This is a genomic window from Rhizobium pantanalense (genome assembly GCF_030182525.1).
Lineage (GTDB): Bacteria > Pseudomonadota > Alphaproteobacteria > Rhizobiales > Rhizobiaceae > Rhizobium.
This window is the reverse complement of sequence record NZ_JAQJCH010000009.1, coordinates 67,512-94,131: the sequence shown is the minus strand read 5'-3', so window position 1 is coordinate 94,131 and position 26,620 is coordinate 67,512. Positions and strand designations below refer to the sequence as shown.

30 protein-coding genes are annotated in these 26,620 nt (G+C 57.8%); 11 read left to right on the top strand and 19 right to left on the bottom strand.

What is annotated here, in order from left to right; all coding sequences use genetic code 11:
• Positions 1-129: 129 nt before the first annotated feature.
• The 3 genes from PH558_RS22835 to PH558_RS22825 all read right to left on the bottom strand — a co-directional run bounded on the left by PH558_RS22835 (position 130) and on the right by PH558_RS22825 (position 2,800).
• Positions 130-903 carry an SDR family NAD(P)-dependent oxidoreductase gene (locus PH558_RS22835; protein WP_285206704.1) on the bottom strand — a complete coding sequence of 258 codons (774 nt, stop codon included), beginning with the start codon at positions 901-903 and terminating at the stop codon, positions 130-132.
• Positions 904-914: 11 nt separating this feature from the next.
• Positions 915-1,640, bottom strand: a complete 726-nt coding sequence (locus PH558_RS22830) for an SDR family oxidoreductase (RefSeq protein ID WP_113409485.1) — start codon at positions 1,638-1,640, stop codon at positions 915-917.
• A 182-nt stretch (positions 1,641-1,822) separates the two neighbouring features.
• Entirely contained in the window at positions 1,823-2,800 is a 978-nt protein-coding gene (locus PH558_RS22825; RefSeq protein ID WP_285206703.1) for a tagatose kinase, read from the bottom strand.
• Between the two features lie 405 nt (positions 2,801-3,205).
• Between PH558_RS22825 and PH558_RS22820 the strand changes: the two genes are divergently transcribed.
• On the top strand, positions 3,206-3,931 hold the full coding sequence (locus tag PH558_RS22820) for an SDR family oxidoreductase (protein WP_285206702.1): 726 nt from the start codon (positions 3,206-3,208) through the stop codon (positions 3,929-3,931).
• Positions 3,932-4,041: 110 nt separating this feature from the next.
• Here PH558_RS22820 and PH558_RS22815 read toward each other — a convergent pair whose 3' ends face one another.
• On the bottom strand, positions 4,042-4,281 hold the full coding sequence (locus PH558_RS22815; protein ID WP_069610098.1) for a hypothetical protein: 240 nt from the start codon (positions 4,279-4,281) through the stop codon (positions 4,042-4,044).
• A gap of 184 nt (positions 4,282-4,465) precedes the next feature.
• Positions 4,466-5,236 (bottom strand): hydratase, encoded by a 771-nt coding sequence (locus PH558_RS22810; RefSeq protein WP_285206701.1) that lies wholly within the window; start codon positions 5,234-5,236, stop codon positions 4,466-4,468.
• Between the two features lie 795 nt (positions 5,237-6,031).
• Between PH558_RS22810 and PH558_RS22805 the strand changes: the two genes are divergently transcribed.
• The 3 genes from PH558_RS22805 to PH558_RS22795 all read left to right on the top strand — a co-directional run bounded on the left by PH558_RS22805 (position 6,032) and on the right by PH558_RS22795 (position 8,665).
• Entirely contained in the window at positions 6,032-7,075 is a 1,044-nt protein-coding gene (locus tag PH558_RS22805; RefSeq protein WP_113409563.1) for a helix-turn-helix domain-containing protein, read from the top strand.
• A gap of 155 nt (positions 7,076-7,230) precedes the next feature.
• Positions 7,231-8,052 carry a sterol desaturase family protein gene (locus PH558_RS22800; RefSeq protein WP_285206700.1) on the top strand — a complete coding sequence of 274 codons (822 nt, stop codon included), beginning with the start codon at positions 7,231-7,233 and terminating at the stop codon, positions 8,050-8,052.
• Positions 8,053-8,347: 295 nt separating this feature from the next.
• Entirely contained in the window at positions 8,348-8,665 is a 318-nt protein-coding gene (locus tag PH558_RS22795; RefSeq protein ID WP_285206699.1) for a chemotaxis protein CheW, read from the top strand.
• Positions 8,666-8,949: 284 nt separating this feature from the next.
• On the opposite strand, the gene PH558_RS22790 is transcribed toward PH558_RS22795, so the two are convergent.
• Positions 8,950-9,399, bottom strand: a complete 450-nt coding sequence (locus PH558_RS22790; protein ID WP_285206698.1) for a hypothetical protein — start codon at positions 9,397-9,399, stop codon at positions 8,950-8,952.
• Between the two features lie 215 nt (positions 9,400-9,614).
• On the opposite strand from PH558_RS22790, the gene PH558_RS22785 reads away from it, so the two are divergent.
• Positions 9,615-10,013, top strand: a complete 399-nt coding sequence (locus PH558_RS22785) for a DUF1236 domain-containing protein (RefSeq protein ID WP_095437309.1) — start codon at positions 9,615-9,617, stop codon at positions 10,011-10,013.
• A gap of 394 nt (positions 10,014-10,407) precedes the next feature.
• Here the strand turns inward: PH558_RS22785 and PH558_RS22780 are convergent, their stop codons facing one another.
• A complete protein-coding gene (locus PH558_RS22780) occupies positions 10,408-11,067 on the bottom strand; it encodes a hypothetical protein (protein ID WP_285206697.1) in 660 nt (219 codons plus the stop codon).
• A gap of 281 nt (positions 11,068-11,348) precedes the next feature.
• Here PH558_RS22780 and PH558_RS22775 point away from each other — a divergent pair, with 281 nt between their 5' ends.
• Both PH558_RS22775 and PH558_RS22770 read left to right on the top strand, forming a co-directional pair.
• Complete coding sequence (locus PH558_RS22775) at positions 11,349-12,782, top strand: sensor histidine kinase (RefSeq protein ID WP_285206695.1); 1,434 nt, start codon at positions 11,349-11,351, stop codon at positions 12,780-12,782.
• The gene (locus PH558_RS22770) at positions 12,779-13,423 is read left to right on the top strand and encodes a response regulator (RefSeq protein ID WP_095437306.1); all 645 of its coding nucleotides are present in this window, start codon (positions 12,779-12,781) and stop codon (positions 13,421-13,423) included. Before PH558_RS22775 ends, PH558_RS22770 begins: the two co-directional genes overlap by 4 nt.
• Here the strand turns inward: PH558_RS22770 and PH558_RS22765 are convergent.
• Positions 13,417-13,896: a hypothetical protein gene (locus PH558_RS22765; protein ID WP_285206694.1), complete on the bottom strand. Its 480-nt coding sequence runs from the start codon at positions 13,894-13,896 to the stop codon at positions 13,417-13,419. The two genes, PH558_RS22770 and PH558_RS22765, sit on opposite strands and share 7 nt — an antisense overlap.
• Positions 13,897-14,059: 163 nt before the next feature.
• On the opposite strand from PH558_RS22765, the gene PH558_RS22760 reads away from it, so the two are divergent.
• Positions 14,060-14,644 carry a hypothetical protein gene (locus PH558_RS22760; RefSeq protein ID WP_285206693.1) on the top strand — a complete coding sequence of 195 codons (585 nt, stop codon included), beginning with the start codon at positions 14,060-14,062 and terminating at the stop codon, positions 14,642-14,644.
• A 281-nt stretch (positions 14,645-14,925) separates the two neighbouring features.
• Here PH558_RS22760 and PH558_RS22755 read toward each other — a convergent pair whose 3' ends face one another.
• The 10 genes from PH558_RS22755 to PH558_RS22710 form a co-directional block, all read right to left on the bottom strand.
• Positions 14,926-15,072 carry a DUF1127 domain-containing protein gene (locus PH558_RS22755; RefSeq protein WP_083258017.1) on the bottom strand — a complete coding sequence of 49 codons (147 nt, stop codon included), beginning with the start codon at positions 15,070-15,072 and terminating at the stop codon, positions 14,926-14,928.
• Between the two features lie 181 nt (positions 15,073-15,253).
• Complete coding sequence (locus PH558_RS22750; RefSeq protein ID WP_285206692.1) at positions 15,254-15,724, bottom strand: MEKHLA domain-containing protein; 471 nt, start codon at positions 15,722-15,724, stop codon at positions 15,254-15,256.
• Positions 15,725-15,939: 215 nt separating this feature from the next.
• Entirely contained in the window at positions 15,940-16,743 is an 804-nt protein-coding gene (gene phnX, locus PH558_RS22745; protein WP_285206691.1) for a phosphonoacetaldehyde hydrolase, read from the bottom strand.
• Between the two features lie 5 nt (positions 16,744-16,748).
• Positions 16,749-17,894 (bottom strand): TIGR03364 family FAD-dependent oxidoreductase, encoded by a 1,146-nt coding sequence (locus tag PH558_RS22740; RefSeq protein ID WP_285206690.1) that lies wholly within the window; start codon positions 17,892-17,894, stop codon positions 16,749-16,751.
• Between the two features lie 122 nt (positions 17,895-18,016).
• Positions 18,017-18,919 (bottom strand): LysR family transcriptional regulator, encoded by a 903-nt coding sequence (locus PH558_RS22735; protein ID WP_113409478.1) that lies wholly within the window; start codon positions 18,917-18,919, stop codon positions 18,017-18,019.
• 295 nt (positions 18,920-19,214) lie between these two features.
• Positions 19,215-19,388, bottom strand: a complete 174-nt coding sequence (locus PH558_RS22730; RefSeq protein ID WP_158225450.1) for a hypothetical protein — start codon at positions 19,386-19,388, stop codon at positions 19,215-19,217.
• A gap of 92 nt (positions 19,389-19,480) precedes the next feature.
• Positions 19,481-20,440, bottom strand: a complete 960-nt coding sequence (locus PH558_RS22725; protein ID WP_285206688.1) for an acyltransferase family protein — start codon at positions 20,438-20,440, stop codon at positions 19,481-19,483.
• 993 nt (positions 20,441-21,433) lie between these two features.
• Positions 21,434-22,033: a TetR/AcrR family transcriptional regulator gene (locus tag PH558_RS22720; protein WP_285206687.1), complete on the bottom strand. Its 600-nt coding sequence runs from the start codon at positions 22,031-22,033 to the stop codon at positions 21,434-21,436.
• 16 nt (positions 22,034-22,049) lie between these two features.
• Positions 22,050-22,478 (bottom strand): hypothetical protein, encoded by a 429-nt coding sequence (locus PH558_RS22715; protein WP_285206685.1) that lies wholly within the window; start codon positions 22,476-22,478, stop codon positions 22,050-22,052.
• Positions 22,475-22,918, bottom strand: a complete 444-nt coding sequence (locus PH558_RS22710) for a hypothetical protein (RefSeq protein WP_285206684.1) — start codon at positions 22,916-22,918, stop codon at positions 22,475-22,477. The genes PH558_RS22715 and PH558_RS22710 overlap by 4 nt, the downstream gene beginning before the upstream one ends.
• A 619-nt stretch (positions 22,919-23,537) precedes the next feature.
• On the opposite strand from PH558_RS22710, the gene PH558_RS22705 reads away from it, so the two are divergent.
• Positions 23,538-24,269, top strand: coding sequence for a helix-turn-helix transcriptional regulator (locus PH558_RS22705; RefSeq protein ID WP_285206683.1), 732 nt, complete (start codon positions 23,538-23,540; stop codon positions 24,267-24,269).
• Here the strand turns inward: PH558_RS22705 and PH558_RS22700 are convergent.
• Positions 24,259-24,918, bottom strand: coding sequence for an acyl-homoserine-lactone synthase (locus PH558_RS22700; protein WP_095437295.1), 660 nt, complete (start codon positions 24,916-24,918; stop codon positions 24,259-24,261). The genes PH558_RS22705 and PH558_RS22700 overlap by 11 nt on opposite strands.
• 431 nt (positions 24,919-25,349) lie before the next feature.
• Here PH558_RS22700 and paaG point away from each other — a divergent pair, with 431 nt between their 5' ends.
• Together paaG and paaI are read left to right on the top strand one after the other, a co-directional pair.
• The gene (gene paaG / locus PH558_RS22695; protein ID WP_285206681.1) at positions 25,350-26,138 is read left to right on the top strand and encodes a 2-(1,2-epoxy-1,2-dihydrophenyl)acetyl-CoA isomerase PaaG; all 789 of its coding nucleotides are present in this window, start codon (positions 25,350-25,352) and stop codon (positions 26,136-26,138) included.
• On the top strand, positions 26,135-26,578 hold the full coding sequence (gene paaI / locus PH558_RS22690) for a hydroxyphenylacetyl-CoA thioesterase PaaI (protein WP_285206679.1): 444 nt from the start codon (positions 26,135-26,137) through the stop codon (positions 26,576-26,578). The genes paaG and paaI overlap by 4 nt, the downstream gene beginning before the upstream one ends.
• The last annotated feature ends 42 nt before the right edge of the window (positions 26,579-26,620 follow it).

Sequence of the window (26,620 nt, the reverse complement as noted above, 5' to 3'; positions counted from 1 at the left end):
TAGTCAGCCGGCTCCCGAATCTGAGACCTCTCCCGGCGGCAAAGGGTGCGATAGCCGAATGCAAGCCGCGTAGCATCGGCTCTGCCGAGCAGCGTTACGCGAGGGAATGCGCTTCGACGCAGGACAGGCCTACCAGCAGGTGAAGCCGGCATCCACGTTGACGATCGCTCCCGTCATCAGGCTTGCAGCGCCCGATGCAAGGAAAAGAACTGCGCTGGCGACTTCCTCTGGCGTTCCCATCCGCCCCATCGGCGTATCGGCAAGCCAGACCGGAATGCGTTCACGATTGGCCTCGACCGCCATCACCATAGGCGTCTCGATATAGGTGGGAGCGACGGCATTCACGCGGACGCCATGCTCCGCCCATTCTGCCGCCATCGACCGCGTGAGATGATGGACCGCCGCTTTGGAAACGTTGTATGGCGTCTGCGGCTGCGGCCTATTGCAGATGATTCCGGACATCGAGCCGAGATTGACAATGACGCCGCGTTTCTGAGCAATCATGTAACGGCCGAAGGCGCGCGAGCACCAGAAAACGCCATTGACATTGACATCCATCATTCGCAGCCAATCGGCGTCGCTGACATCCTGCGAGGGTATGCCGCTCTGACCGATCCCGGCATTGTTCACCAGGATCGTCGCGGCATGGCCGCCATCAGCGAGTTCCGTGGCGATCGCTTCCATTCGCGCGGAGTCCGTGACATCGCCGATCCGCAGATCGATGTCGTAACCCTTGTCTCGCAAAGCGAAAGCTCCCCGTGCATCGACCTCGTCACGCTCGATGACAACGACTGCAGCGCCAGCTTCAGCCAGTGCCTCTACGCAGCAAAGGCCGATGGCGCGGCCACCGCCCGTAACCACGGCCCGCTCGCCATCGAGCCGGAATTTCTCCTGATAACCCATGGCTTTACTCCTCAGATATCGAAGGCGCTCGGCAGAACTACGACGTCGCGGATCGTCACGTTGCGCGGACGTGTCAGCATGAACATGATGGCATCTGCGACTTCCTTGGGCTCGATCAAGGCGCCAGCTTCCTTGGCCTTGCGCAGGTTTTCTTCGGGCCAGTCGGCAAGCAGGGCACTGATGACCGGGCCCGGAGAGACAGAGCCGACACGAACACCGCTCTTCAGAAGCTGGCGCCGCATGGCCTGGACGAAGCTGGTCATTGCCCATTTCGAAGGCGAATAGACCGGCTCCCAAGGGATGGCCGAATGCCCTGCGACCGAGCTCGTGACGATGATGTCACCCGTCCCACGCTCGATCATATGCGGCGCGACGGTTCGAACATTCTTGATGACGACATTGACGTTGAGGTTGAGCATCCTGTCTATGGCATCGAGATTGGCCTCCACCAAGTCGCCGCCGATATAGGTGCCGGCATTCGCGTGAAGGATATCGAGGTGATCGACCTTGGCGAGAATGCCATCCAACAGCGAGGCACATTGTTCCGGATCGAGCAGATCGACGACAAGCGGGATGGCCCCGTCACCCAGGCGCTCGCACACCGATGCCAATGCTCTCTCATCGCGATCGATCAAGACGACCTTCGCTCCCGCCGCAATCATGGCCTCGCTCGAGGCGAGCCCGATTCCCGATGCCGCGCCGGTCACCGCGGCGATTTTCGTCTTCAATTCGTCCATGATCTCCTCCTCCTTGGATTAAACAGCTATCATTTACTGGCACTGCAGACCGGGTAATCATTGGCAAAGCTCGAGATAGTCTGCGACATCCACAGTGCGATCAGGTCTATCGCGCCTATGGAGCGACCGTCATCGAACAGCCTGTACCTCCAAACACCGCCCGTCGCCGGAACGGATCCGCATCAGGAGCGTCTTTCCGTGGCTGCGATGAACGCGTCGAGTTGCTCTCGGGTGCCAGCCCCCTCCATCGGGCCGACAACGGTGACATTGCGCGCCCCTGCCGCAGCCGCATAGGTCAGGGCGGCTGCCGCCGACATGCCCAGACGGCGACAGGTGAGATAGGCGCCGCCGAAGCAATCGCCGGCGCCGGTCGGATCGATCTCCCTGACGATGAAGGCTGGCGCATCGATGCGCTCGCCTTCCCTGCTGTAATAAGTCGCGCCATCAGCCCCGCGCTTCAGAACGATTTCCTTGACTCCGATTTCGAACAGGCGGCGGATCGCATTGGTTTCGCCCTCGACGCCGGCCGCACGCTCAAGCTCCTCCCCAGAGGGCAGCAGCAGATCGGCCTTGGCCACAAGCCGGGCAAACCGCTGTTCGGTCGCCTCGTCGAGCTTGAGTTCCTTGCGAATGTTCGGATCGACGGAAAGCGTGCCGCCGCGGGCCTTGATGATATCGACTGCCTTGTCGATCACCTCACACGCGCTCGGAACGGATAGCGCCGAACCCATCACATGCAGGTGTCCCGCACGGCTGATGAGATTGCTGACGCCGTCGCTCCAGCCAAAGCGAGCAGCCGCTGACGTCGCGATATTATAGACGAAGTCGCGGGAGCCGTCCTTACGGTAGCGAACGAAGGCGCTGCCTGTCGGATAGTCCGGGTCGATGGATATTGCCGAGATATCGACGCCATCGCCCTTGAGCCTTTCGAGATTCACGCGGCCGAAATCATCGGTGCCGACAGCGCCGATCATTGCTGCGCTGCCGCCAAGCCGCCCGCACTGGGAAATGAAGATCGCCGGCGCGCCGCTGGCAAACGGTCCGACGAGCGGTTGTGCTTCCGTGAAACCATTGCCGACCGTCGTGGCGACGATTTCCACGAGGATTTCCCCGACGCAGACCGTTGGGCCAAGCTGGTCGGGTGCCAGTACTGAACTCATTGCAATCCTGCTTTCGATACCTGTTGTCCTCAATCCGCGGCGGCGTGTCGTTGCGCTCCATCCTCATCGCAAGACTGATTGTTTTCCAGTAAGAGAAACACCGGCGAAACATATATGCTGCGTTGAACATCCGACCAGAAGCATTCTTCTCTTTCATGGCGATTTCAGCATTCGCAATGAATTCAAGCATGATTCCAGCGGCTTGCGAGCGCGACCCTTCGACGCGGCAATTATGGATCGCCGGAACAGATACGTAAAATTCAGCGACTTGCGCTGCTTGCGGATGTCATCGCTTGCGAAGAAATTTGGTTCGCTTCGGATAGAACGCTGCAATTTCATATTGACCCCCGCCGCATTCGCCTCTTCGATCGGAAAACAGGCAGGAGATCGAAAGAGGAAGTTCCGATGAGTTTCGAAGGCAAGAGAGTGATCGTCACCGGCGCAGGCAAGGGCATCGGCCGAGTCACGGCGGAAATGCTGATAAAACGCGGCGCACATGTCGTGGCGCTGACCAGAAGCGCAGCAGACGTCACGTCCTTGCGTGATGAGCTGGGCTGCGAAGCCATTCAGGTCGATCTTGCCGACGCCGATAGAACACGGGAGGCAGCAATCGCTGCCCTGCCGGCAGATTATCTGGTCAACTGCGCAGGCACGACCGAGCTGCAGCCGTTCCTTGAGACCACGGTCGAAGCCTTCGACCATCTGCATGCGGTCAACACCCGGGCGCCGATGATCGTGGCCCAGGAATTCGCCCGCTCGTTGATTGGCAAAGGTCTTCCCGGCGCAATCGTCAATGTCTCCTCCATTGCCGCCTTTATCGGCATACCGGATCATGCGTCCTATTGCGCATCGAAGGGCGGCCTGGACGGCCTGACGCGCGTGATGGCCCGGGAGCTGGCTCCCAAGGGTATTCGCGTCAACGGCGTGCACCCGACGGTGACGCTGACACCGATGGCGGTCAAGGCATGGAGCGATCCCGAAAAGGCAGCACCCATGCGCGATCGCATTCCGGCCGGCCGCTTTGTCGAACCGGCGGAGGTTGCGGAAGTGATCCTTTTCTTGCTTTCCGACGCGGCGGCCATGGTGAACGGCATCTCCGTGCCGATCGATGGCGGCTATATGATCGCCTGAGATCATATCCACGGCATTCTGATCGAGATCAAACACCAGATGGAAGTCGCCGAAGAGGCTGAGATATTCGACCGGGAGCTGATGCTATGGAACGCATGTGAGGCTTGGCATCAGGCTGCCGCCTCATAGATCAGATCTGGCGCGACGATCCATTCTCCCTGCCTGAGCTTCAGAACGTCGAGCCTGCCTTCGCGATCCCGAACGGCAATGCCGACGAACCGGTAGCGGCTGCCGTTTCTGTCCACGACGGCAGCCGAAATAGGTTTGCCGTTGACATAGCCGACAACAGGGCCTTCCTCCCTTGTTGCGGAAAGCAGGAAATATTCGTGAGGAATGTTCCGACTGACCATCAGCCCCGATCCCTACGCTGAAGGGTCAGGCCCACACTCGTCCCAGCACCTTTTTGCGCGCGCGTGCTCTCATGCGTCGCTTGCTCAAGAGAGGATTTCGTGCGGGAACACCGGTTCTTCTTGATCTCGACCACGAATGGCTTTCGCTGCGGCCGCATTATCCACCCTTTCGATATGATTCATTTTAATTGAAGACGCATTCGACCTGGCCAAGCGGCCCGAAGTCGACGGCCAAATGTTGGCCGGCGCGGACCTGGAGGACCGCAGTGCAGGAGCCGGTCGCTACGATATCGCTCGGCTCGAGCCGCCTACCGTTTGCCGCAAGCGCCGCGGCAAGCCACGCAACCGCGTTCAACGGATTGCCCATGACCGCCGACGAGCTGCCGGACACCATGGTCTGCCGAAACAGAAACGCCGTGACCTCGATTGTCGAAAGAGCGCCGATGTCCACATTTGCGGCATGGTCGCCGCAGAGCGTCGCGACATGCAGGCCGAAGTCCGCAATCGCGGCGTTTGCGCCGGCGAACGCTCGCCGCGTCCGGCAGCCGACGACCCCGATTGCAGGGCGGCAGCTCATGACCGCATCCGCCACGCTATCGAGGGAGATTTGCTCGCCTTCATCGGGAAATGGCCTCAGCATCGTGAAAACGAACTCGCTTTGTATTCCGATGGTTCCCGGCGGCAGACGGAAGCTTTGCGCCCTCTTTTGCAGGGCGGAAGACGGTATTTCTGAGTAGATCGGCCCCTTGAGGCCGAGCGTTCGGCACGACAGATCGCTCGTGCCGACAATCGCATAGCCCTTGCGCTCGAAGCCGAGTGCATCCTGCGCCACGGCCTGGATCTCATAGGCCTCATCTTCGGAGACGATCAGATCGAGTGGAAGATCGCAAAGCTCTTCGTGACGGCGACACTTCGCCAGAAGATCAGCGGTGGTATCCTTCAATTCGAAATACATCTTCGCGCTCCAATCTCAACAACTGGCTGTCACGCAAAAATGGCTCGACATGCATAGCCGTTCCATTCGGCGCAATGCGCGAAAAAATTAAAATCTCATAGTGATTGCTTTTCTCGTCCAACGATATGCGGGCTCGTCGTCCGTACCTTGCCGGCGCCGCTTTGGCTGAGACCGTCGGACGGCGAAGCTGCGCTCAAAGGGGAATCCCGTATCGGTCCCGAGACTGACGCAAGGACACCGACGCCATGAAGTCGAACAGCATGACGGATACGCGGCCCGAGAGAATCGAGCCGCAGTCGCTACGGCTTCAACGCCGACATAGCCGCATTGGATGGCCCATCAGCCGCAGCGTTTCAGATCATCCTGCTGGCTATGACGCCAGGGTCCGCTCAGGATTTCTTGCGCGCGGCCTTAAGGGCAATCTATCTGCGCCGCGACCGGGCATGCGCAGGCGGATTCTGCCGGATCGTGCTATGGGACCAGCCATTATCGACCAGGGCGCCGAATGCACGATTGATGCCAACGCTAAGGAGAATCGATCCGCCTGTCTGCGTCCATTTTTGAACGCACCTATGTTGTTTCGCTCCTCAGCTCACGGCATCCGACAAAGGAAGTCACGGAAGATTGAAGCGAAGAGGATAGGGTAAAGGGATCGGCCGAAATTGACCGCCTTCGTTCCAATCGGCGCCCCTCCCCAGGATTTTGATGACCTCAAACGTGATTGAGGTCGCCGCGCGGATTATCTTTCGGCATGATCGGCTGGAAAATCGCTGCCAATCCTTCACGAACCGATCAATGCTCTTCATTCCATTTCCGTTTGTCGTCGCCATTTTGCTCGTCGTTCTCTTTGCAGCCGTAAAGGCTCGAGATGATGAAGCACCACCCAATTTGCCTTTCCAGGCACTGATCCTTCTCAGTGCGTTTCAATCCACGCTTTCCGGTGTGCGATGGGGCTACGCCGTTCAGCCCGCCATGTATGTCATGCCAGTGGCGGCCGCGATGGTGCCGCCACTTGCCTATCTCGGCGTTTCCAGACTGGTGCGCAAAAGCTCGCTTTCTCCACTTCAGCAGATCTGCCTGCATGCGCTCCCAGCCGGGGTCATTATCGTGCTGATCGCGGTGTGGCGCGACGCGATCGATATCGCCATCGTACTGACCGACGTCGGCTATGCAGCGGCGATCCTGCTTCTCATGCGCTCGGGCACGGACGCGCTTCGCCTCGCGCCATTCGAAAATGCCGGCCCGACCTATCGGGCCGTCCTCTTTGCCGCCGGCGCTCTTCTTTTGTCGGCGATAATCGATATCTTCATCTGGCTGGACTTCGCCTGGGCCGGTGGTGAATATGCGTTGAAGGTCATCAGCTTCGGAAATCTCGTGGGACTGGCCATTTTGGCCACCGCAGCCGCTGCAGCGAGCCGCAGCCACGCGCCCATCGACAAGGGAGGGGCTGTCCTGCCGGCTGAAATCCTGCAGGACACCCAGACGCTTGATGCCGTCCAAACGCTGATGAAGGAAAAGCACGCCTATCGCGATGTCGATCTCAATCTCGACCGGCTGGCGCGCAAGCTTGCGATTCCCGCCCGGCAGATTTCCACAGCCATCAACCGCGCGACCGGCAAGAACGTCTCGCAATATGTCAACGAGTACCGGATCGCGGAGGCTTGCACGCTCCTGGCCGAAACCGAAAAGCCGGTGACGGAAATCATGTTCGATGTCGGCTTTCAGACCAAGTCGAACTTCAATCGCGAGTTCCGGCGCGTCACTGATACGACGCCGCTCGAATGGCGCGACAGGTCGCGCAGATCCGTCAAGTCCACAGCCGCACCACAGGCTGATTGAATCGTGATCGGGCACGATCCGGAACGTGTTTAACGTCTCTCCAATCCGGCCAGCATGGCTTTAACCAGTTTTTAATCATCAAGTTGAAGCAACCGCCATTCCCGGATAAAGGGAGGATATCGCCTCTCCGTCGTTCCGTGGATAGCAAATTGACAATGGAAAATTTGCTTCAATTGCTTGATTTCATGGAAGAGTACACCGATCGCATTCTTCCGGTCGCATTCCTGTTGCTCGCCGCAGAGATCATCTTTCCAAAGTCTCGCTATACCTATGTATCGAGACTTCGCGGCGCCATCTTCTGCATGACGAACATCCTCATAACTAAGACCAGCCTGACAGTCTTCTACTGGTTTTGGGCGGCCATCGGCATAAAGCCGCTGTTTGCGATTGACCTGACATTCCTCTCGAAATTTTCGAATGCGTGGCCACTGCATCTGCTGGGCGCCATAGCTGCTTCTTTTCTCGTTCTGCAGGTCAGCGAGTTCTTCTACTATTGGTTCCACAGGCTGCAGCATAGCAACAGCTTCTTCTGGCGCTTCCATGCCGAGCATCATTCGCTCGAGGAAATGAGCGCCTTCAACAGCAACCACCATTTCAGCGAGGAGATCTTCAGGATTCCGTTTCTGATCATTCCCGTCTCGCTGCTCTTCGATTTCAAACAGGACTATGTTCCCTGGATCTGGGTGTTCTTCGTACGCTGGCAAGGCTATTTCGAGCATAGCTCAACGCGACTGAATCTGGGCTGGGTTCGTTACGTCTTTCCCGACAATCGCTTTCACCGTATTCACCATTCGGTCGAGCGACAGCACTTCAACAAGAATTTCGGCAGCGGCTCGGCAATCTGGGATATTCTGTTCGGGACCGCCTATTATCCGAAGGCCACGGAATGGCCCGATGTCGGCCTGCCCAATATCCGGGAACCGCAAAACTTGACCGAATTTCTCGTCCGACCCTTTCGACGCGGCAGGCACAGCTAGAACGCCGGCTGTTTCAATTCCCGGATTTTCATCATCCTTTCAGCCCGATGCTCGGCCGAAAAACGTACGTTCGTTAGAATTTTAGACAAACCTAAAAGCGGTCATCAAGACGACGGCTCTATCATCGACGTGTCTGGCTGAACAAGGTTCGGCGGCACCATGACAGTGCCGAGGCATCCTAGAATGGGTTTTCGCCTCAGACGATTGCACTTTTGAACGGGGAGTCCCAGAGGGGACAAAGTGCTCAATGCCTCTATCAGCATTTCTTCGGCGCCGTGCAGCGACGGTGGTCCGCGTGCACGACACCTTATGCACGTTCATCGACGGCACGATTGTCGCTCGGGCAGATAATTGGCGCCCGCTTCGCAATAGTGACGATACGCGCCGCGCGCTCGGTCATACCTCATATCGTGGCGAATTGGTGCCGGTCTATGATCTGGCGGCGAAGATGGGCAACAAGCCCTCAAGGAGCTGTGAAATCGCCATCATCAAGATGACTGGCGGCTACGTGGCGTTTCTGATCGACGAATTCATCGGCAGCACGTCGGCGGCGAGCAAAGCCATCCGCCTTTCAGAACTCGACATTTTCGGCCGCGAGCGTGTAGCCGTATAGCGTCGCTTTCCCGATACCGATCAAGGCGGCCGGGAACGCGCTTCCGCAATCCATGCAGAAAGTCATCTTTTCGCAGCAGCCACCTACCGCGCCTTCTGTACACTGTGACCAGCCGCGCCCGAATTCCGGAACAGATTTTCAGCATGGCGCCCGACCGAAGCATACGCGCCCTCAAGCCGCATCAATGGCGGCCAATCTCGGAAATATTTTCTCCATACTTCACTTAAATTGGCAGATCCAGCAATCGCAAGGGGCTTCGTTACCAGATATTGTCGATCAAGGTACTAGACATTCGGGATTCGGCGGACATAAACTTGACAGATGAACGCGTGCCAGAAAAAGAGAGTGATCAAAGCCTTGATCTCAACCGGAACGGCCACGTCGATGCTGACGGCTCTCCCTTGGATATGGAGGCGATGAATGCTGTATGATCCAAACATGTCCAGATCGCGCTGGCCGCTGCCGTTTCGCCGGCAGTCATGGGAGACATTGGTTGGTCTGGTCTCCATAATCCTGCTGGTCGGGATCATATGTGCAAACCTGCCGAGCACCTGGATCACGGAGCGAAACGTATCGGTGGCTTCGAGCCGCGCCGCACATTGACGGATTGAGATCGCACCGCCGTGAATGCGCGGCGATCGCAAGCCTTTGTCGGATTGGCTTCTTGTATCCGCCCACATCAGGTGGCCGGTTTCAACGGTTGCGAATGCGAGAGCTGCGTTGAGGCAAACCAACCCATTGTTTCATCACTGGAATCAACCTCCAGCGCGGTGAATTCTCCATATTTTGATGAGGGTCGTTGGCGTAAGGCTTTGGTCCGACGCATCGTGCGACCCCCGCCCCAATGTCACTCGACCGAAGCCCAAGGAAAGGAACCGACTGCGCCGAAGCTCTGTTTTACCGACAGCTCCGTCAATGACGGACGAAGAGAAGGTGAAAGGAGATTCTGATGAAAACGAAAGTACTTAGTGTTGCGGCACTCGCGCTTGGCCTGACCGCCGGATGTGCCTTTGCCCAATCGTCGACCGTCACCGGCGCTGCAGGTGGTGCGGTTACCGGAGCCGTTGTCGGTGGTCCGGTCGGGGCCGCCGTGGGCGGCGTGGCTGGCGCCATTGTCGGCACCGCCATCGATCCGCCGCCTCAGAAGGTGGTCACCTATGTCCGCGAACAGCCCTTGCCTGAAGACGGCACGGTTGTCCACGAGAGAGTGGTCGTCGGCAGGCCTCTGCCGGATACGGTCGTTGTTCGCACAGTTCCGCAGAATCCGCGATATGCCTACGCAGTCGTCAACCACGAACGCGTGATCGTCGAGCCTTCCTCACGCAAGGTTATCCAGATTCTGAACTAACCGTCGTGGGGAGCGGGAAGCCGCTCTCCACCCTTCCGCTGTGCGTAATGGGCGTATCCATCCCGACCGAAACGAGAAGGCGGCCGGCCTGCAGCGCTTCCCAAAGCTTCGAGGTTTTCGCAGTGGCTTCTGCAGGCAGCACCCTCTTGCGCCCCATATTCTATACTTGGTCGCCTGCATCATGCAGTAAATTGCCTATCGCCGGATCGAGCAGCGTCTGGGGCGGAAGGCCCGACCCGGCGATAGAGCCGGTGGGCGGACCGGCTAGGGAAAGGCGTGCATCGACGCCAAACTCGTGAACCCAAACTTGTGAACGATGATCGCAGAAAACCTCGTGTCGCAAAGTGCCCGGCGATCGGCATGCTCACCTTAAAGCGCGGCTATTACAGCGCCTTCAATCGACAGTCGGCGCACTGCTCTCGGATGGCGCCACGGTTTCGGATTTCCTTTCCAGGGCATCACGGACTTCGGCGATTTTTCCGCTGTTTGTTCCGACGCCGAGAATGCTCTTTGCTTCGGCAAGTGTCTGGTCCGTCACCGGCTTGTTCGACAGCTGGGCGAGCGCCGAGCGCAGGGCGTTGTCGCTGAGGGCGGGATCCGTCGGCACAGCCGTCGTTCCATATTGCATTTCGAATTCCGCATATGCCTTCACATAGGCCGAGAGCGCCGCCATCTTGGGATCTTTCGAGTTCAAGTAAGCGTGATAGTCGCGCTTGAGCGAGCTCAGGCTACCTGCACCAGGCTTTGAGACATGGCTCTTCGAACTTGCACTATGGGCTTTGGAGTGTTTATCCGCATGATGCCCCAGCAGCGACGATGAAGCGCCCTGCGTTGTCGCCGCATTGGTCGAAGGGCTGCTTGCATCGTCGCTTCCGGACTTTTCATGACCGGAGTTTCCCTCACCATGACCGCCGCCATTGCCATTACCATTGCCGCCACCGTTTCCGCCCTTGGCGAATGCCGCCTGCATGAAGCCGACAGAAGCTCCTCCGATGGGCGCAAGTGCGAGCACCAGGCCGAGGCTTGTTGCACCAATCATGGAACGGATTTTCATGCGCACTTCCTTCATAACATGTCCGCCGCCTGTGGCAGGGGCCATATCCAGCAAATCATGCGCACTAGAATATTGCCGAAATCTCAGCTTTCTATCCCGGTCCGACCTATGCCTTGATGGTTAGGACCATAGTCTGATTGATCCAACTCTATGGTCGCATAAATTGCACACGCCAGACGGCAATACCCCGCTCGGGACAACGCGGCGGATGTCGACACCCCAACAGTTGACACTCCATCCTGCTGAGATAGCTATAGAGGGTTGGGAGATCAGTGCCGATTATGCCAGTTCTGCGAGCAAACCATAAATACAAGCGATCTCTGGCAAGTCTTATCGAACGCTGGAACTCCCAATCTTTGGCTAGACAGTTCCTGCTCGCCGGCGGCCTCGTCGCGCTCTGTGCGATGCTCGTTGTCGGCGCTTTCGTTGCCGGCCTCATCGAGAATGCAGTGACGCGCAATTCCGCGGCGACGACAGCGCTGTACGTCGACAGCGTCATCGCCCCGCTTCTGCCGGATATGCAAACCACTCAGGCTCTCGACGATACCGTTACCCGCGCTCTTGACGAAACGCTCGGTCAGGGCGCGCTTGGCACACGGCTGTTTTCGTTCCGATTATGGCGCAATGACGGGACGATCCTCTACTCCAACAACAAGGATCTTTCCGGAAAGCGATTTCCACTGTCAAATAGTTTGAAGACGGCTTTTTCAGGCCGAATGGTCGCCAAATTCAACCAGATCGATGATGTGGAAAGCGTCGCCGAACGCAATAGCGGCAAACCGCTCCTGGAAATCTACAATCCCGTACTGCAGCCATGGTCGGGCAAGGTCGTCGCTGTCTCCGAATTCTACGAGATTGCCAACGATTTCGAATGGAGCCTTACTCAGGCCCGCCTGCTGAGCTGGCTTGTCGTTGCTTTGTTCACTCTGACATTCTTCGCTCTTCTGTCGATCATCGTCCTGCGTGGCAGCCGCACCATCGACAGTCAGCGCAAGGCGCTCAACGGCCGCATCGGCGAACTGTCGACGCTTCTTCAGCAGAATGAAGCGTTGCGAGCCCGCGTTCAACGCGCGACCCAGCGTGCGGCAGCGCTTAACGAGAGCTATTTGCGCCGTATCGGCGCCGACCTGCATGACGGCCCGGCCCAATTGGTCGCTTATGCCTCCTTGCGGCTGGACAGCCAGACCCTCATCAGCCCCACCGCCTCGGTAGAGGAGCGCGAGGCGTCACTTCAGACAATCAAATCCAGCCTTGACGACGCCATGACCGAAATCAGGAGCGTCTGCAGCGGCCTGATGCTTCCTCATATCGAGACGGACAATCTGACCGATCTTTTGAAACGGGCAATTCGAGCCCACGAACAGCGCACCGGCGTCACCGTTGCGCTTCTGGCGGGCGCGGCACCGGCAGACCTTTCGACCTCGGCGAAGATATGCGTCTATCGCTTTGTCCAGGAAGCCTTGAACAATGGCTATCGTCACGCCGGCGGTATCGGACAAAAGGTCGTGCAGACCTTGGAAGACGGCCAGATCGTGATCGAGGTTGCCGATGAGGGACCGGGATTTGATCCGAAAGAAGTCGGCCCGCAAAAGCTTGGCCTTGCCGGCCTCAGGGATAGGGTCGAAAGTCTCGGCGGTATTTTTCAACTTTTGTCGTCGAACCGGGGAACCATCGTTCGCATGTCCCTGAACATCGAGGAAATGGAGCAGGCATGACAGCTGCAATCAGTTTGGCGGTCGTAGACGACCACCCTCTCTTCAGGGAGGGCGTTATCCGGAGCCTGACCGAAATGGATGGGTTCAGCATTGTCGGCGAAGGCAGTAGCAGGGAGGATGCGCTGCGCATAGCAGCGGAACATCGCCCGGATATCCTGCTGCTCGACATTTCCATGCCGGGAGGAGGGCTGGATGCCATATCTCTCATCCTCGAGCAGATACCCGATCAGAAGATCGTGATGCTGACGGTCTCCGAGGCAAGCGACGATGTCATGGCAGCGCTCAAGAGCGGCGCGAAAGGCTATGTTCTCAAAGGCGTTGGATCACGAACACTCGCCGATATCCTTCGCAGCATTGCTGCGGGTGACAGCTATGTCGCACCGACACTATCGGCGCGTCTGATCTCGGACAACGGATCTGGTGCCCAGATCAATCCCTTCAGCGCATTGACGGATCGCGAGCGGGAGGTCCTCGAACTGGCTTCTGCCGGATTGAGCAACAAACATATCGGGCTGAAGCTCGATCTGCATGAAAAGACCATCAAGCATCACATGACCCAGATCTTTGCCAAGCTGGAAGTGAGCAACAGAACGGAAGCTGCGATGGCGTTCCGGGATGAACTCGAAAGGCGCCGTCAGTGAAGGAGTGCTTTGAGCCGCTGCTCGTCGGCGATCGTAGCATTGCGGTTGACGATGGTGCGGCCCTTTGAATCCTTCATCACATAACGTCCGCTCTGTATATTTTCACTCATGCCGTCCTTGTGGTGAACGGTAATCGATCCGTCGCCATCATCGGAGGATTGGTCGGAATCGACCTGGCTTTGAGTAGCGCTCTTGGTTGCGGATGATCGGCCATTGGCATTCCCGTTGCCGTTGTTGCCGTTCCCACCCCCATTGCCGCTGTTGCCACCGCCGTTCCCGTTGCCTCCCCCATTGCCATTTCCGCCGCCGTTACCATTGCCGCCGCCATTGCCGTTACCCCCTTTGGCCTCCACTATTTGCTGCGCAAATATCGCGGAAGCGCCGTGAATTTTAATGGTGTAGGGGAGTGCTGTGCTGACCATGGTCAACAACAGGCACGGCAAAGCAGCAATGAGCTTTCGACGCAATGACACCTACAGCCTCCTGAGGCTCCGGTTGGCTTCGGCGACGAGCGGTCGTCGCTCTCTGGCCCGAAAGCGCCGCCATTTATCGCCGACTGGCAAATATCTCTGATCCCATATCAAATCGCCGCAACACCGCGAGGGGTCAAGTCTTATCGAACGAAGAGACCTCTACTTGGACTTCAGCAATCGAAGCCAAGACCTTTCGCCGGAATATCGTCAGACTAACGTCCAAGAAGGAGCTGGACCGAAGCCCAATTGCATGATTGCATTATTGAAAACGATTTCGTCCGGTCGATATGACTGCGGATACGCCGACGCCTTGCCAATGCAAAATGCCATGGTTGGGAACCCAATAGTGCCTCTGCAAAAGTTGGCACTTAATATGTCGATATATCGATGCTCGCGCGATCGATCCGAAAAGAGGGGTACTGCGATGACCCAACACTGGAGGATATTTCTAGCCCGCTCCGCGCCGCCAGGCGCGATATTGGATTTCTCGGCAGCCGAGTTCGCTCTCCAGGTCGCAATCAATTTGCGATATTGCCTGAACCTTGTCCGACCAACGCCGGAATGCATCGCTTTGGCTGACCTCGTTTTGCTGCGAGCCAGAAACTACGGCGAAGCGAGAATGGGGCATAAGCCACAGCTATTCGCAGAGGCCGAGGATGCACTTGCCAAGGCAACAAGGCTGCTCGAGATCGAACTCGAATATTGCGCAAAGCAGAACATAAAAGGCAGCTGCGAACAAGCCGCCTGAAATCTTCGCCATGGTATCCGCGACGATAACAGCGAAAAACCTTGGCAATCAGTTGCGTTCCGGATCGTCTGCCAACTTGGCTGCTGGCATGATCTGCCAATGCCGCGTCAAGAGGAAGTGCTGGTCAGGAAGCCGGGGCGATTGCCTTCGATGCCACCAGGGATCACGGCACGAGCTGCGGCTTCTACTGGCTATTGCTTGTCAAATAGAGGCAATGATGGTGCTCGCCGGAGGCCTCTTGCGGCGGCGCATACCTTAGGGTATGCGCTCGAAAAGATGGCTTAGTTGCCGCGGGCACCGCTAACGGCGTAGGGGATATGCGAGCGGGCAATGCCGAGGTCACGAAGGACATGATCGTCGAGGGCGGAAAGCTCGCGTATGGCTCTGCGCTGTTCGCTAAAGCGCTTGATTTTCTCAAATACTCTCATTTTTACGGTCTCCTTTGCTGATGCGCAGGAGATAGGCATTTATCCGCCTAAATAAAATGCACATGCCTGCACGATAGCCATGCCGGTTTTGCACGGCTCATGACCGTAAGATTGGCGGGATGAACACGTGCTGGTTCTTACCACCATATTCGAGAATGCGATCGGCTCTGGTTTCTACGGCCTATGCATCCTGCCATTTGGAAAACGTTGCAGCCTGCCCGCGCAAATTGCCATCTCGGTCCACGAGCTGCCAGACGATACCGGCCTCGATCCAGAAACGCCGTCCGGATTTCGCAATCCTCAGACCGCGATAATCGGAGATGAAACCGTTACGGGTCACCGCGTCCAGCAATTGCTGACGCTCCGCCCGATTGGGAAGCTCGGCCGAAAGCCGCGAGGGCAGCGTTATGAACTCGTCCCATGAGTATCCGAAACAATTCTGCGCGGCCTTGTTGGCGTAGACGAAACGCGGATCGGCATCCGTATTATGGGCGAGGACCACAAACGGCGCGTCGCGATAGAGCCAATCTGGCCCCGCGCCCTCGCCAATCAAGGAAGAGCCGACAATGCGTTGAAAACTGCCGGTCAGAAGTTCGAAAAAGGCTTCGTCAACCGATAAATCGACAGCGTTGCTTTCAGGCCTATCAGTCATCTCTTCCCTTCCTCGCATTCTGGGTATCGACGGAAGCGATACCTATCAAATTGCGTGGGAGACCAAAAGCAGGGCAAGCGGGAAGACGCGAATATCCATCATCAACCACGCCGCGAAGCCAGGGTCTCCAGAGTAAGCACGAACAAGTTACCGATGGCGTGCCCAAGGACGAGATTGCCTCGACGGAGACCTGCCAGCTCTGAACACCAACCAAATTACGGCCGTTCGCCGTCGGCCAGCCGACGTTCGATATCATCGATGACAGGCAGCAGATCGGCAACCGTATCGATGACATAATGCGCACCCCGTGCCCTCAGAACGCCGGCTGCACGCTCACGAACCTTGGCAAGCGCATCCGGCGCCATAGCGGCGATCTCTTGCGGGGTGAGACCCGCCTCATTGCCGCTCAGCGCGACGCCGGCCGTCCAGCAGCCGGCCGCAACGCCTTCATCGATGCCGACGCCGGTATCGTCGACCTTGACCACCGCATGCGCCGGCCAGACATCGAGATCGAGGAAGCACTTGTACATGTTCATCGGCGTCGGCCGGCCATGCGGCAGGTCGCCGGCGCAGACGAGATTGTCGACCTCATAGCCCTGCTCTTTCGCAAGCGGCAGGACGCGCTCCATGATCGAGCGTGTGTAACCCGTCGTGGAACCGATCTTCATTCCACACTGGCGGAGCGTCCCGACAACTTCGGTCGTGCCCGGCACGAGATCGGCGAACTTATGCACCACCTCCTCGTTCATCGGCACGAAGACCTCGTAAACGGCGTCGACATCGGCTGCCGTCGGTGCCTTGCCGTGACGCGTGGCCCACAGCTCGCGGATGCGAGGCTGCTTCAGCATGGCGTCAATGTGATCCCATTTCGGTCGCCCCATCGGCTCACGCGCTTCCGCGATGGTGACCTCGATGCCGAAGCGGCTGAAGGCTTCGACGAAGACGCCCATGGGGGCGAAGGATCCGAAGTCGATGACCGTTCCAGCCCAGTCGAATACAACGGCTTTCAATTGGCTCACTGATTTCACTCCCAAGACCGAGATATCGAAGCGTAGAGATCGTCGATGACCTGTTCACCGAGGGCGAAGCCGGTCGAGGCGCCGGTTCCCCCCGTCACCATCACGAGGCGGATGTGATCGGCGGGGCGCTCGACCAGCACCGTCCGCTCCTTCGACGAGGCATAAGTGCCGATCCAGCGGTTGACGACGGTGCGGCCCGGCAGATCGAACACGCGATCGAACTCTTCGAGGATTAGCCGATCGAAGCGCTCGCTGGCGAATGGCTGCTGCGCATTGCCGTAGACGTGGCTGTCCCCGACGACGAGAGAACCGTCGGTCGACTGGACCGCGATCAGATGAATGCCGGCGGCGCGGCTTTCGGCCTCCTCAAGATCGAGCCGCTTTCCAAGCGCTTCCGCTTCCGGCAGGTGGGCAAAGCCTTCGTAACGGGCAAGGCTCATATCCGACATGACCGCGGCGCCGAACCGGCTCGGCTGAGCGGGGGCCACCCGCAGCATCTGCAATGTGCAGATCGTGAGATTATGCTTGGCGATGACATCCGGGAAAAGCGTCGAGAAATCGTCGCCGGGGCAGACGACGACGGCTTGCGCTTCGATTGCGCCGTGGCTGGTCTCGATCCGCGTTCCCTCAATGGCGCGCACGGCCGTGTTCCAGCGAAAATCGACCTTATGCCGAGCCTCGAGCCAGACTGCGAGCTTTGGCAGCGCCTCGGAAGATTCGACACGCAGCTCGTGCGGGCTATAAAGAATGGCCTCGACGCCATCCAGACGCAGGCTGGGCACGAGATCGCCAGCCTCGGCCTTCGTCATCAGGCGGCACTTCTCGCCCATCGGCGTCTTCAAAAAGGCGTCAACAATCACGGCGGCTTCCGAGCGACGCGCCGGCGTGACCAGGCCCCGATGGATGACCGCTATGCCAGCCTCGTCGACAATCTCGGACCAGATGTCACGCGCCCGCATGGCGCGCTCCCAATGGGCGCCCCCCTTCTGTCCGCTGATGGTCACGAAGCCGAAATTGCGAATGGAGGCACCGACCGCCTTGGCATTGCGCTCGATGACGACGACCTTCTTGCCCTGACGCACAGCCGCCAATGCCACGCCGATGCCGACAATACCCGCACCGACAACCGCAAGATCGTATCCATTCGCCATATCGTTACCCTTTCCTCGACCGGCATCGAGCCTGACCGTCGACCTATAGGGCAAACGCTAGCAAAACGATATGGAAGAATTATAAATTCTAAAAAATTATATGATTTACATATATTTTGAAATCAAGTCGAAGGCATCCCGCCATCGACTTCGCGCGCATGCTCCTTGGCGACATCGAAAAACGCCTGGATAGCGGCGTGATCGCGACATTCCGGCAGGGTCACGAGGTAATGGCCGATAGCCAGCTCCGGCTCGACCAGCGGGACGACCTCGATATGGTCATCGGGCGGAACCTCGCCTTCGATAGAAATCGCCAGCCCAATTCCGGCAGCCGCCGCGGCATAGGCAACATCAAGTGTCGCGACTTCAAGCACCGGCTTCAGGCGTATGCCACGCTTGTTCGCCGCATCCTCCAGCAGCGTGCGAGTGCCGGACGCCTTGTTCCAGAGTACCATGTCGCGGCCATCCAGATCGCCAAGCGTCAGCCGGCCTTTGGCCAGCATCGGATCGCCCTTGCGGCCATAGATCGCCACGCGCGATTCGTGCAGACGCAGGGAGGAAAAACGGCTGTCGGGTGCCACCTGCGAGATGGCGGCGACGTCGAGCTCGCCGCGCAGCACGGCGTCGGCGAGATCGAGCGAAGGCCCGCCCCGCGTCGTCAGACGCAGCGAAGGATATTCGCGGACGAAGGCCGTCAGGACCGGCATGATGAGGCGATGCGCACTGAAGCCGATCGAGATCGTACCCGAGTTCAGCGATGTGGTATCGGTGATCGCGCGGTCGACCTCGCTCAGGCATTTCAGCGTGATCCGGATCTTGGCGATCAGATCGACTGCCGATGGCGCGACGCTGACATTATGACCATCCCGAATGAAGACGCGCGTGCGGCACAGCTCTTCGAATGATTGGATCTGCGTCGAAACCGAGGGCTGGCTGATGCCCAGATCCTCGGCTGCACGGGAAAACTTTCCCGTGCGCGCCAAAGCTTCGACGGCCTTCATTTGCGCAAGCGTGACAGACGGCATTCTACAAAGCCTCACCTTGAGAAATCGCACAGCTGTCCGTTTCAATAAGTCGCGTATCCCGAGGAGGCAACCGGCTTTGGGCTGGATCCTCCATACGAAATAGCTTCAGCGCAGCACCGACCTGTTGGAAAGCCGCGACAGTCCCCATAGTGCGATCAATGTCGCCGCATCGAGGATCATCGTCGCCAAAAGGCCCGGAGCGCATCAATTCTAGCGGAGATCATATCCGCATGCAGCGAGGCGATTTCGCGTATTCGCTTGGCTGAAAGGTTATGATGGAAGCCTGAGCAATATCCTAGTCGTCTTTGTTCCGGGTTTGCCGCACCTCTTCCACAATCGCGTCGGTATTATCCTTACGCTCCCGTGTCTCCTTTCTGCGGCGGCTTGGATCCGCCAATTGCCACAGGACGATACCGGCAGCACCGAGGCTGCCGATGATGGCCACAATGACTTCGAAATTCCAAATCATTGCCCTCCCCATTTATTCAGGCGCATCCGCGCGTCGTGCTTGGCTGTGCAGCACAGGCTATCAGGCGATCCGCCTTCAGTTCGCCTTCGTCATCAGCCCACGCTTCTTTCTGCGAAAGTGCGGTAGCGGTCATTCCAAAACGCCACCATGTGGGCGGTAGCGAGAAGACCCACCGTACCGACCATCTGCGCAATTGGCCCTGCGGCCCCGATCTCTCGACAGAGGAACTGAAAAGCTGAAAGCAACGGATAGTGTACGATGTAGAGTGGATAGGAAATGTCACCGAGCCAACGCGACAACGCTCGCAATTTCTCGGGCACTTCGAGCGCGATGGACCAGACGAGCAACATGGGCAGGGTCAATAGCGCAACATCCGCGTCAACTCGCGAGTGATAGAAAATCACCATGAGCCAGACGGGCGGCAATAAAGCGAGCCATGTCCGCCAACAGGGCCTGACACCAAGTCGCGCCAGCAATACACCGAAGGGAAAGGTAAAGCCAAGCCGTGCGACGCCGATATGGATTGTGTCCCACGTGCTGCCGACGTTCAAATCATCGCCCCACGACAGCAACGTGATGCCCGAAACCACCGTCATTATCAGCAATATCGGTGCCGTCAGGTAACGTCGAAACGCAGCATAAAGAAAGTAGGCGGTGAATTCGAGAAAGAGCGTCCAGCACGGAACATTTACAGGGAAATAATCCCCGGTGACGGGTGCGGGCAGAACCGCCAGATTAAGCGGAACCACCCACGCCGGCGGGCTGTCGATACCCGCAAACACCTTGGCTGCTATTACCAACGCACCGAGGAGAATGCCGATGAGGAAAACCGGATAGAGCCGCCTCAGTCGAGCGGCAAAGAAACCTGGCGTCGTCATGCCGGCTATGAACCTTGGACCATAGACAGTTTCGGTGACAAAGCCGGATAGAGCGAAGAAGAAATCGACCGCCAGATAACCAAACGGTGCGACGTGCCAGATCAATCCCATATGAAAATGCACAACAGCGATCGCAGCGAGACCGCGTATCGCGTCTAGCGAATAGTAGCGCATCTTGGAAAACCTCTCCAAATTTTCCGCAGCTATTTTTCTTGCGAGACAAGCATCTTTCGATAAGACGCGACCAGAAAGTCAGCGCACGCTCGAGCGAGCCAACCCGCGCGTCTACTCCGGTACAAGACTGTCAGACTTCATTGAGGATGAAATTGCGTTGAATGGCGTATCGTTGCTGACGATGCCACGCCCATAAAATGATCTCGAGAAGAGCAATAGATCGTTTAAAGCGCCCTCCGCTCGCTCCGCCTCCTTCGAGTGGGCGGGAGAATAATATAATGCAAATGCTTTGCCAATATAATAAGTACGATTTTAATCTAAATGCCTCTTTTCGTACACAAGATTAAGTTTATTCGCCGATAAATTTAAATATAGATCGAAATAATAGATTTATTCAATTATTGGTGAGGCTACGTATTAATTTCCCTCTGGGCGAGAAGCCATAGCTCCCTGTGCTGTCTATAGATTCTCGACTTGAAGAAGTAGTTTCTACTTAAACTTATGAAAGCCCGCCTCATGTGCGTTCATAAGTGATCAGAGCCGCTTTTTCTCCAACGAACCGCCGAGGCAAGGGTTTGTTTGAACTTAACAAAGCGGCAGGTGAGACTTTTGGAAGGCGACTGCCAGACTCTTTCATCGCCGGCCTGTCGAACTGCAGGATTCAGCCTGCACTTGCTGACCGTCACGGTCGCAATCCGCCGCATCGAGGTCACGAATGTTCCACCGAAATCATCGCTCGCGCCGTGTGAATTCGTATCCGCTTCCCTCTTAGCCTGTGGATACTGAGGGACATGTCGACAGCCTCGGGGATCAGTGTCCCGTATCATGCAATCAGACTTTAGATAGGGAAATTTGGCGCGGATCTTCGCCAGCAGCATAAATCGTCGCCTATTCTCTCAAGATACCGACCGAGGCAGACATCATACGCGCTGTTTTTTCCGAAGGGGTATGCTTCCATTGGTCCAACGTCCCCTAGCCGCCATTTCTTTCGCCCTAGGGGCTGACGGCGCGTCGGCAGAAGTCGGTAACGGCTGCCACCAGCCTCCGCCGGTCGACATCCGATCCATCGGCCAGACAGTCATCGACGGCGCTGTGCATGGAATTGAACAGCATGACGGCCGTGAGCCGGGCATCGACGAAGGCGAACGCGCCAGCGGCACGCCCTTCAACAAGGAAGGATGTGAGGCGACTGACAAGAGGATTGGCACGTTTCATATCCCGCTTCGTCGGCTGAAACTGATGAAATACCAGATCGTGAAGCGCGACCTCGTCGAGATAGCCGAAAACGCAGGCCTCCATCAAAACGTCGAGCCGCCGCACCCAACTGTCAGAGGCGGACGCTCTGGCGACGGCATCGATCCTCTCGCAAAAGAGCTCGACGAACCGCGCTTGCAGGGCTTTAAGGACATCGTCCTTGGTCTGAAAATAAAGGTAGAAAGTACCCTTGGCGACGTCTGCGGCATCGACGATTTCCGCAACACTGGTCGCGGCAAACCCCTTCTCCAGAAACAGTCTCTGCGCGGCATCCATCAATTCCTCACGGCGAATTTCCGGCGGCTTGGTGCGCGGACGCGGACGATCTGTAACGGTCACGAGTTCTCCTCGCTGTTCATACGCTGTCGATGATAATACCCGCTGGCGAGAGAGCGGATGCGCACAACCACCTTACCGCAAGCGAACCCTTTTCAAAGACTCCTAACGGCATATCGAGCGGAAGACGAGCAAGACTGCGTGAAGCGTTATCGACCGTCAATGCGGGGGCAACGACCGCGACCCCAAGAAGGGAGCGGCAAAGCGTCTCGCGAAGAAGATCCAGCCGCTGCGCCAGCACGGGCAGCACAGCCACATCTCTTTGAAACGCGAATCCGCAAGCCGCGACCAGGAGGAGAGCAAAAGGTTGTTCGCGCCTCAGCCAGCACTCGATTATATCGAGACCTGCGCGCACGCCGTCGACATCAAGCGGCGTTTCCGCGACCAGTATCGCGAGCGGCCAATGAGTCTCATCACCCTCAGGCAACATCGATAAATGCTCGCTCATGACAGCCCGCGCAAAGCTGCCAGACCTCGCAGCGCCCCACCGACGTCCAGTGGTCTTCCTTGCGCTGCCGAAAGGGAAGCAAGCCACATCGCCGCTTCGTTGACATCATCGAACATCTGCGCAGGGATTCCGAACAGCTTTTCGGCATTCATGCGGCTCATCTCGTCGAGAGCGTCGGACGGTACAACGGTTGCCATGCCAATGACGAACTGCCTGATCCGCTCGCCATTGGCCTGAAGCCAAACCTTTGCATCCTTTGCACCGCCCTCGGGCCGCCTGAGCGCCTCGGCCTCGGTGAAGAAACGCAATGCCGAAAAGGATTCGCCGCGATCTAGCCAGGCGTTCCAGTCCGAAAAGAAGACGAGCTGCTCATCGAGCGACATCGCGCCGCGAGCGGCTGAAAGCACGAGCGGCCACTGGCTGAGATCGTGACGGATCATGACTGGACACCCCTCGATGTGACACGTCGGAAGCAGACGTCGCTCAGCATGGAGCCTCCCAAATTCTCAATGCGGACGGCCATTCGCATGCCCTTTAAAACTCGAAAGTTACAGTCCATACATATGACTGACCGTCGGTCATTTGTAAAGGAAGAATATTCTTGGAGCCTGATATGGAGCTTGCACTCTGCCCGGCCTTAAAGCCGGCATGATCGCGCCACATGTGAATTCGCCAGACGTAGCGGAGGTTTCGATTGCCCGCCAGATCGGTCATCTATTTGGATGCGGATTTCGCCTGACATGCCAGCATCGGCATGGTCTCGAAGGAAGCAGCGGGCGCATAGCGGAACGCTATATGGCGCGTATGGACACATGGCGAGGAGGTTGGGCCTGTATCTTCCGCGTGTATCCAAAGATACGTCAACACAACCCTCACATGATTGGCAGCGGCTATGTTTTCGACAATTTTAAGAGTCCAATCACGCCCTCGAAAAGTTGGCTTCTGAATAGCTGAGGGTGCGGCCGGAGCGCCAGGATGACCTTCAAACTTTGAAAGACATCCCATACGCGCTGCGCATGGCCCAAGCACCGCTTTCACTTCGGCTTCAATGGTGAGACTATGTTGACAGGATCACGCCAATCTCATTGCTTGTCCGAGATAGCTCAGGCAAATGATATCGATGAATTGCGCCAGTTCTTATTCAAGTTCTGTTCTTTATATGGCCTGGCAAACGCCGCCTTTCATGTGACGCAAATCGCCGCACTGCCGCAGCAAAACCCGCTTCTCCTGCTGACCTACCCGCCGGAATGGGTAGACACATATATAGCGCACGATTATTTCTCCATCGACCCCGTTGTTCAAGCTGGACGCAACGGATTTCTGCCCTTCGACTGGTCGACCCTCGATCTGAAGTCGCCGCAAAGCATCTCCTTTTTCCGTGAAGCCGAAGCCTTTGATGTCGGGCGGTACGGCTTGACGCTGGTCGTTCGAGGGCCTCACGGCGAGCGATCGCTTTTTACAGTTACCTCTAATCTGAAGAGCGGCGACTGGGAGCAATTGCGAAACAGTATAATAGGCGATCTGCAGGTGATCGCCTATTATCTGCATGAGCAGTCATTGATCGTGTCCGGTCTGCGAGAGCAAAGCATCGGACGCAAGCTTTCGAAGCGGGAAACCGAGTGCCTCGAACTGTTGGCGCACGGCCTGCTTCCAAAACAGATCACATCCATTCTTGGAATTTCCGAAAGCGCCGTGCGCCTGTATCTCAGCTCCGGCCGCCGCAAACTTCATGTCAGCACCACAAATCAGGCCATTGCGAAAGCAATTTCGCTCGAGCTCATCAAAAGCTGAACTGAATATTCCCCGGTGACGAAGATGCGAATTGCAAGGCGGGGGTCCTGTCATCCTTGCCGCGCATCGTCCTCAGCCGCTGCTCAAGCCGCTGATCGGACTCCTCGTTCACCTCCCAGAGGCCGACATAGAGGTTGCCGATCTCCGGCCGCGAGCGCGCAAGCGGCGTCGGCGACCATCCGATCTTTCGGTAAACTCCGATCATCGATGCATCATAGACGCCCATGATGTGCTCGATGCCCGATTTCAAGCTCAGGCGGCAAAGACCGGACAGCAGTTCGACGGCGGCTGTCTGCGACGATGGATGTCCGGTCTGGAGCGGAGGATGCACGCAAAACCGGGTGCACTCCCAGATCGAAGGGCTGCAGATATCGAGATCCTCGTTGAAAAAATGCTGGAACTCGCTCGAAAGCATCGTCTCGCTCGTTGTCGGCAACAGCCGCAGCGAGCCCGTAAGCTCATCGTCCTCTTCCTTCACGGCTAGGTAGATAGGATCGTGCTCGTCGTCGAAGCGGTCGATCTCCAAACCACCTTCGACGTTGACATCCCATCCCATTCGATCACGGAAGACAAGAGCGCGGGCGCGGAACATCTGGGTGAAATACGAGGACGCCGCATTGCGGTCTCGTCGTGTCAGTATTTGTAGCATCAGCGTCTCCAAATTTTGCCTTAACAAAGCACCTTGGAGCCAGGCTTCAATATATCGATTCCGCCAGATTGCGCGGCCGCGGGCACCCCTTAAAATCGAAGGACACGGAGTAAGGCAGAAGATTCACCCCCTCCCGCGGCCTCTCTTGTCGGCATGCAGAGGCTTGCGGACATTCGGCGCGCTAACGCCTCTCAAGCAATCGGAAGCTGCCATCTTCTGCCGCCCAACGCAGAGCCTCGCATGGCGCTCCGGCCGCACAAATCCTTCGCTGACCTCTTCCGGATCAAGATAGGACGATGACAGTGATTGCGCCTTCATGTGTGACGGTGACGGCCATGGTCCTCCTCCCAATCATTGCAATTATAATTGACTGACCGGTCGGTTTATGCGAGAGTTTTGTGGTCGTCATCGGAGGGCGGCGGGGAGGAAACATGTCCGAATCCGACACCATTCTGTCGGCGCTTGCCGATGGCGTCTTGAGCCTCACGCTCAATCGACCCGACAAACTCAATTCCTTCAACGAGGAAATGCATCTTGCGCTGCGTGCCGGCTTCGAGCGTGCACATCAGGATGGGGATGTTCGCGCGGTTCTCCTGACAGGAGCAGGTCGTGGCTTTTCGGCCGGCCAGGATCTCGGCGATCGTGATCCGCGTAAAGGCACTCCGGATCTCGGCCATACGATCGAGACTTTCTACAATCCCCTGCTGCGCCTCATTCGCAGTCTGGAAAAACCAGTAATCTGCGCGGTCAATGGCGTGGCGGCCGGCGCCGGCGCCAATATCGCATTCGCCTGCGATATCACGATCGCCGCCCGTTCCGCCCGCTTCATCCAGGCCTTCGCGAAAATCGGCCTCGTGCCGGATTCCGGCGGCACCTGGAACCTGCCGCGGCTGATCGGCGAAGCCCGCGCCAAGGCGCTGGCGCTGACGGCCGAGCCTCTGGATGCGGAAACAGCAGCCAGTTGGGGCCTGATCTGGCGTGTGGTAGACGGTGACAAGCTGATGGATGAGGCTAAGGCGCTTGCCATCAGGCTCGCCGCCGGCCCAACAAAAGGTTTCGGCCTGACGAAGCGCGCCATCCAGGCGGCAGCGACAAATTCGCTCGACGATCAGCTCGATCTTGAGCGCGACCTTCAGCGCGAAGCCGGTCGCAGCGCTGACTATGCCGAGGGCGTCACGGCTTTCCTCGAAAAGCGCAAGCCGGAGTTCAAGGGCAGATGAGCACGACCGACCCGCTTTCCCCACAGGCACTCGCCGAAGCCTGCGCAAGCGCCATGTGGGATGAGGACAATGCCAGCCGCCATCTCGGCATGGAGCTGCTTGCAGTAGCACCGGGTAAGGCTACGCTCTCGATGGCAATCACCGAGGCGATGACGAATGGTCACCGCACCTGTCATGGCGGCTACATCTTCACGCTTGCCGACTCGGCATTCGCCTTCGCTTGCAATAGCTACAACCAACGCACCGTCGCCCAGCACTGTTCGGTGACCTACATCGCACCGGCCTTCAAGGGCGACCTGCTGACGGCGACGGCACGGGAGGTGTCGCGCCGCGGTCGCGGCGGCATTTACGACATTGCGATCACCAATCAGGAGGGCGAGCAGATCGCGGAATTCCGCGGCCACTCGCGAACGGTCAAGGGCACGCTTCTGCCGGAATAAGATGCATGCCGGCAACGTCTAGCATTTCCAGCAAAGGTGCGC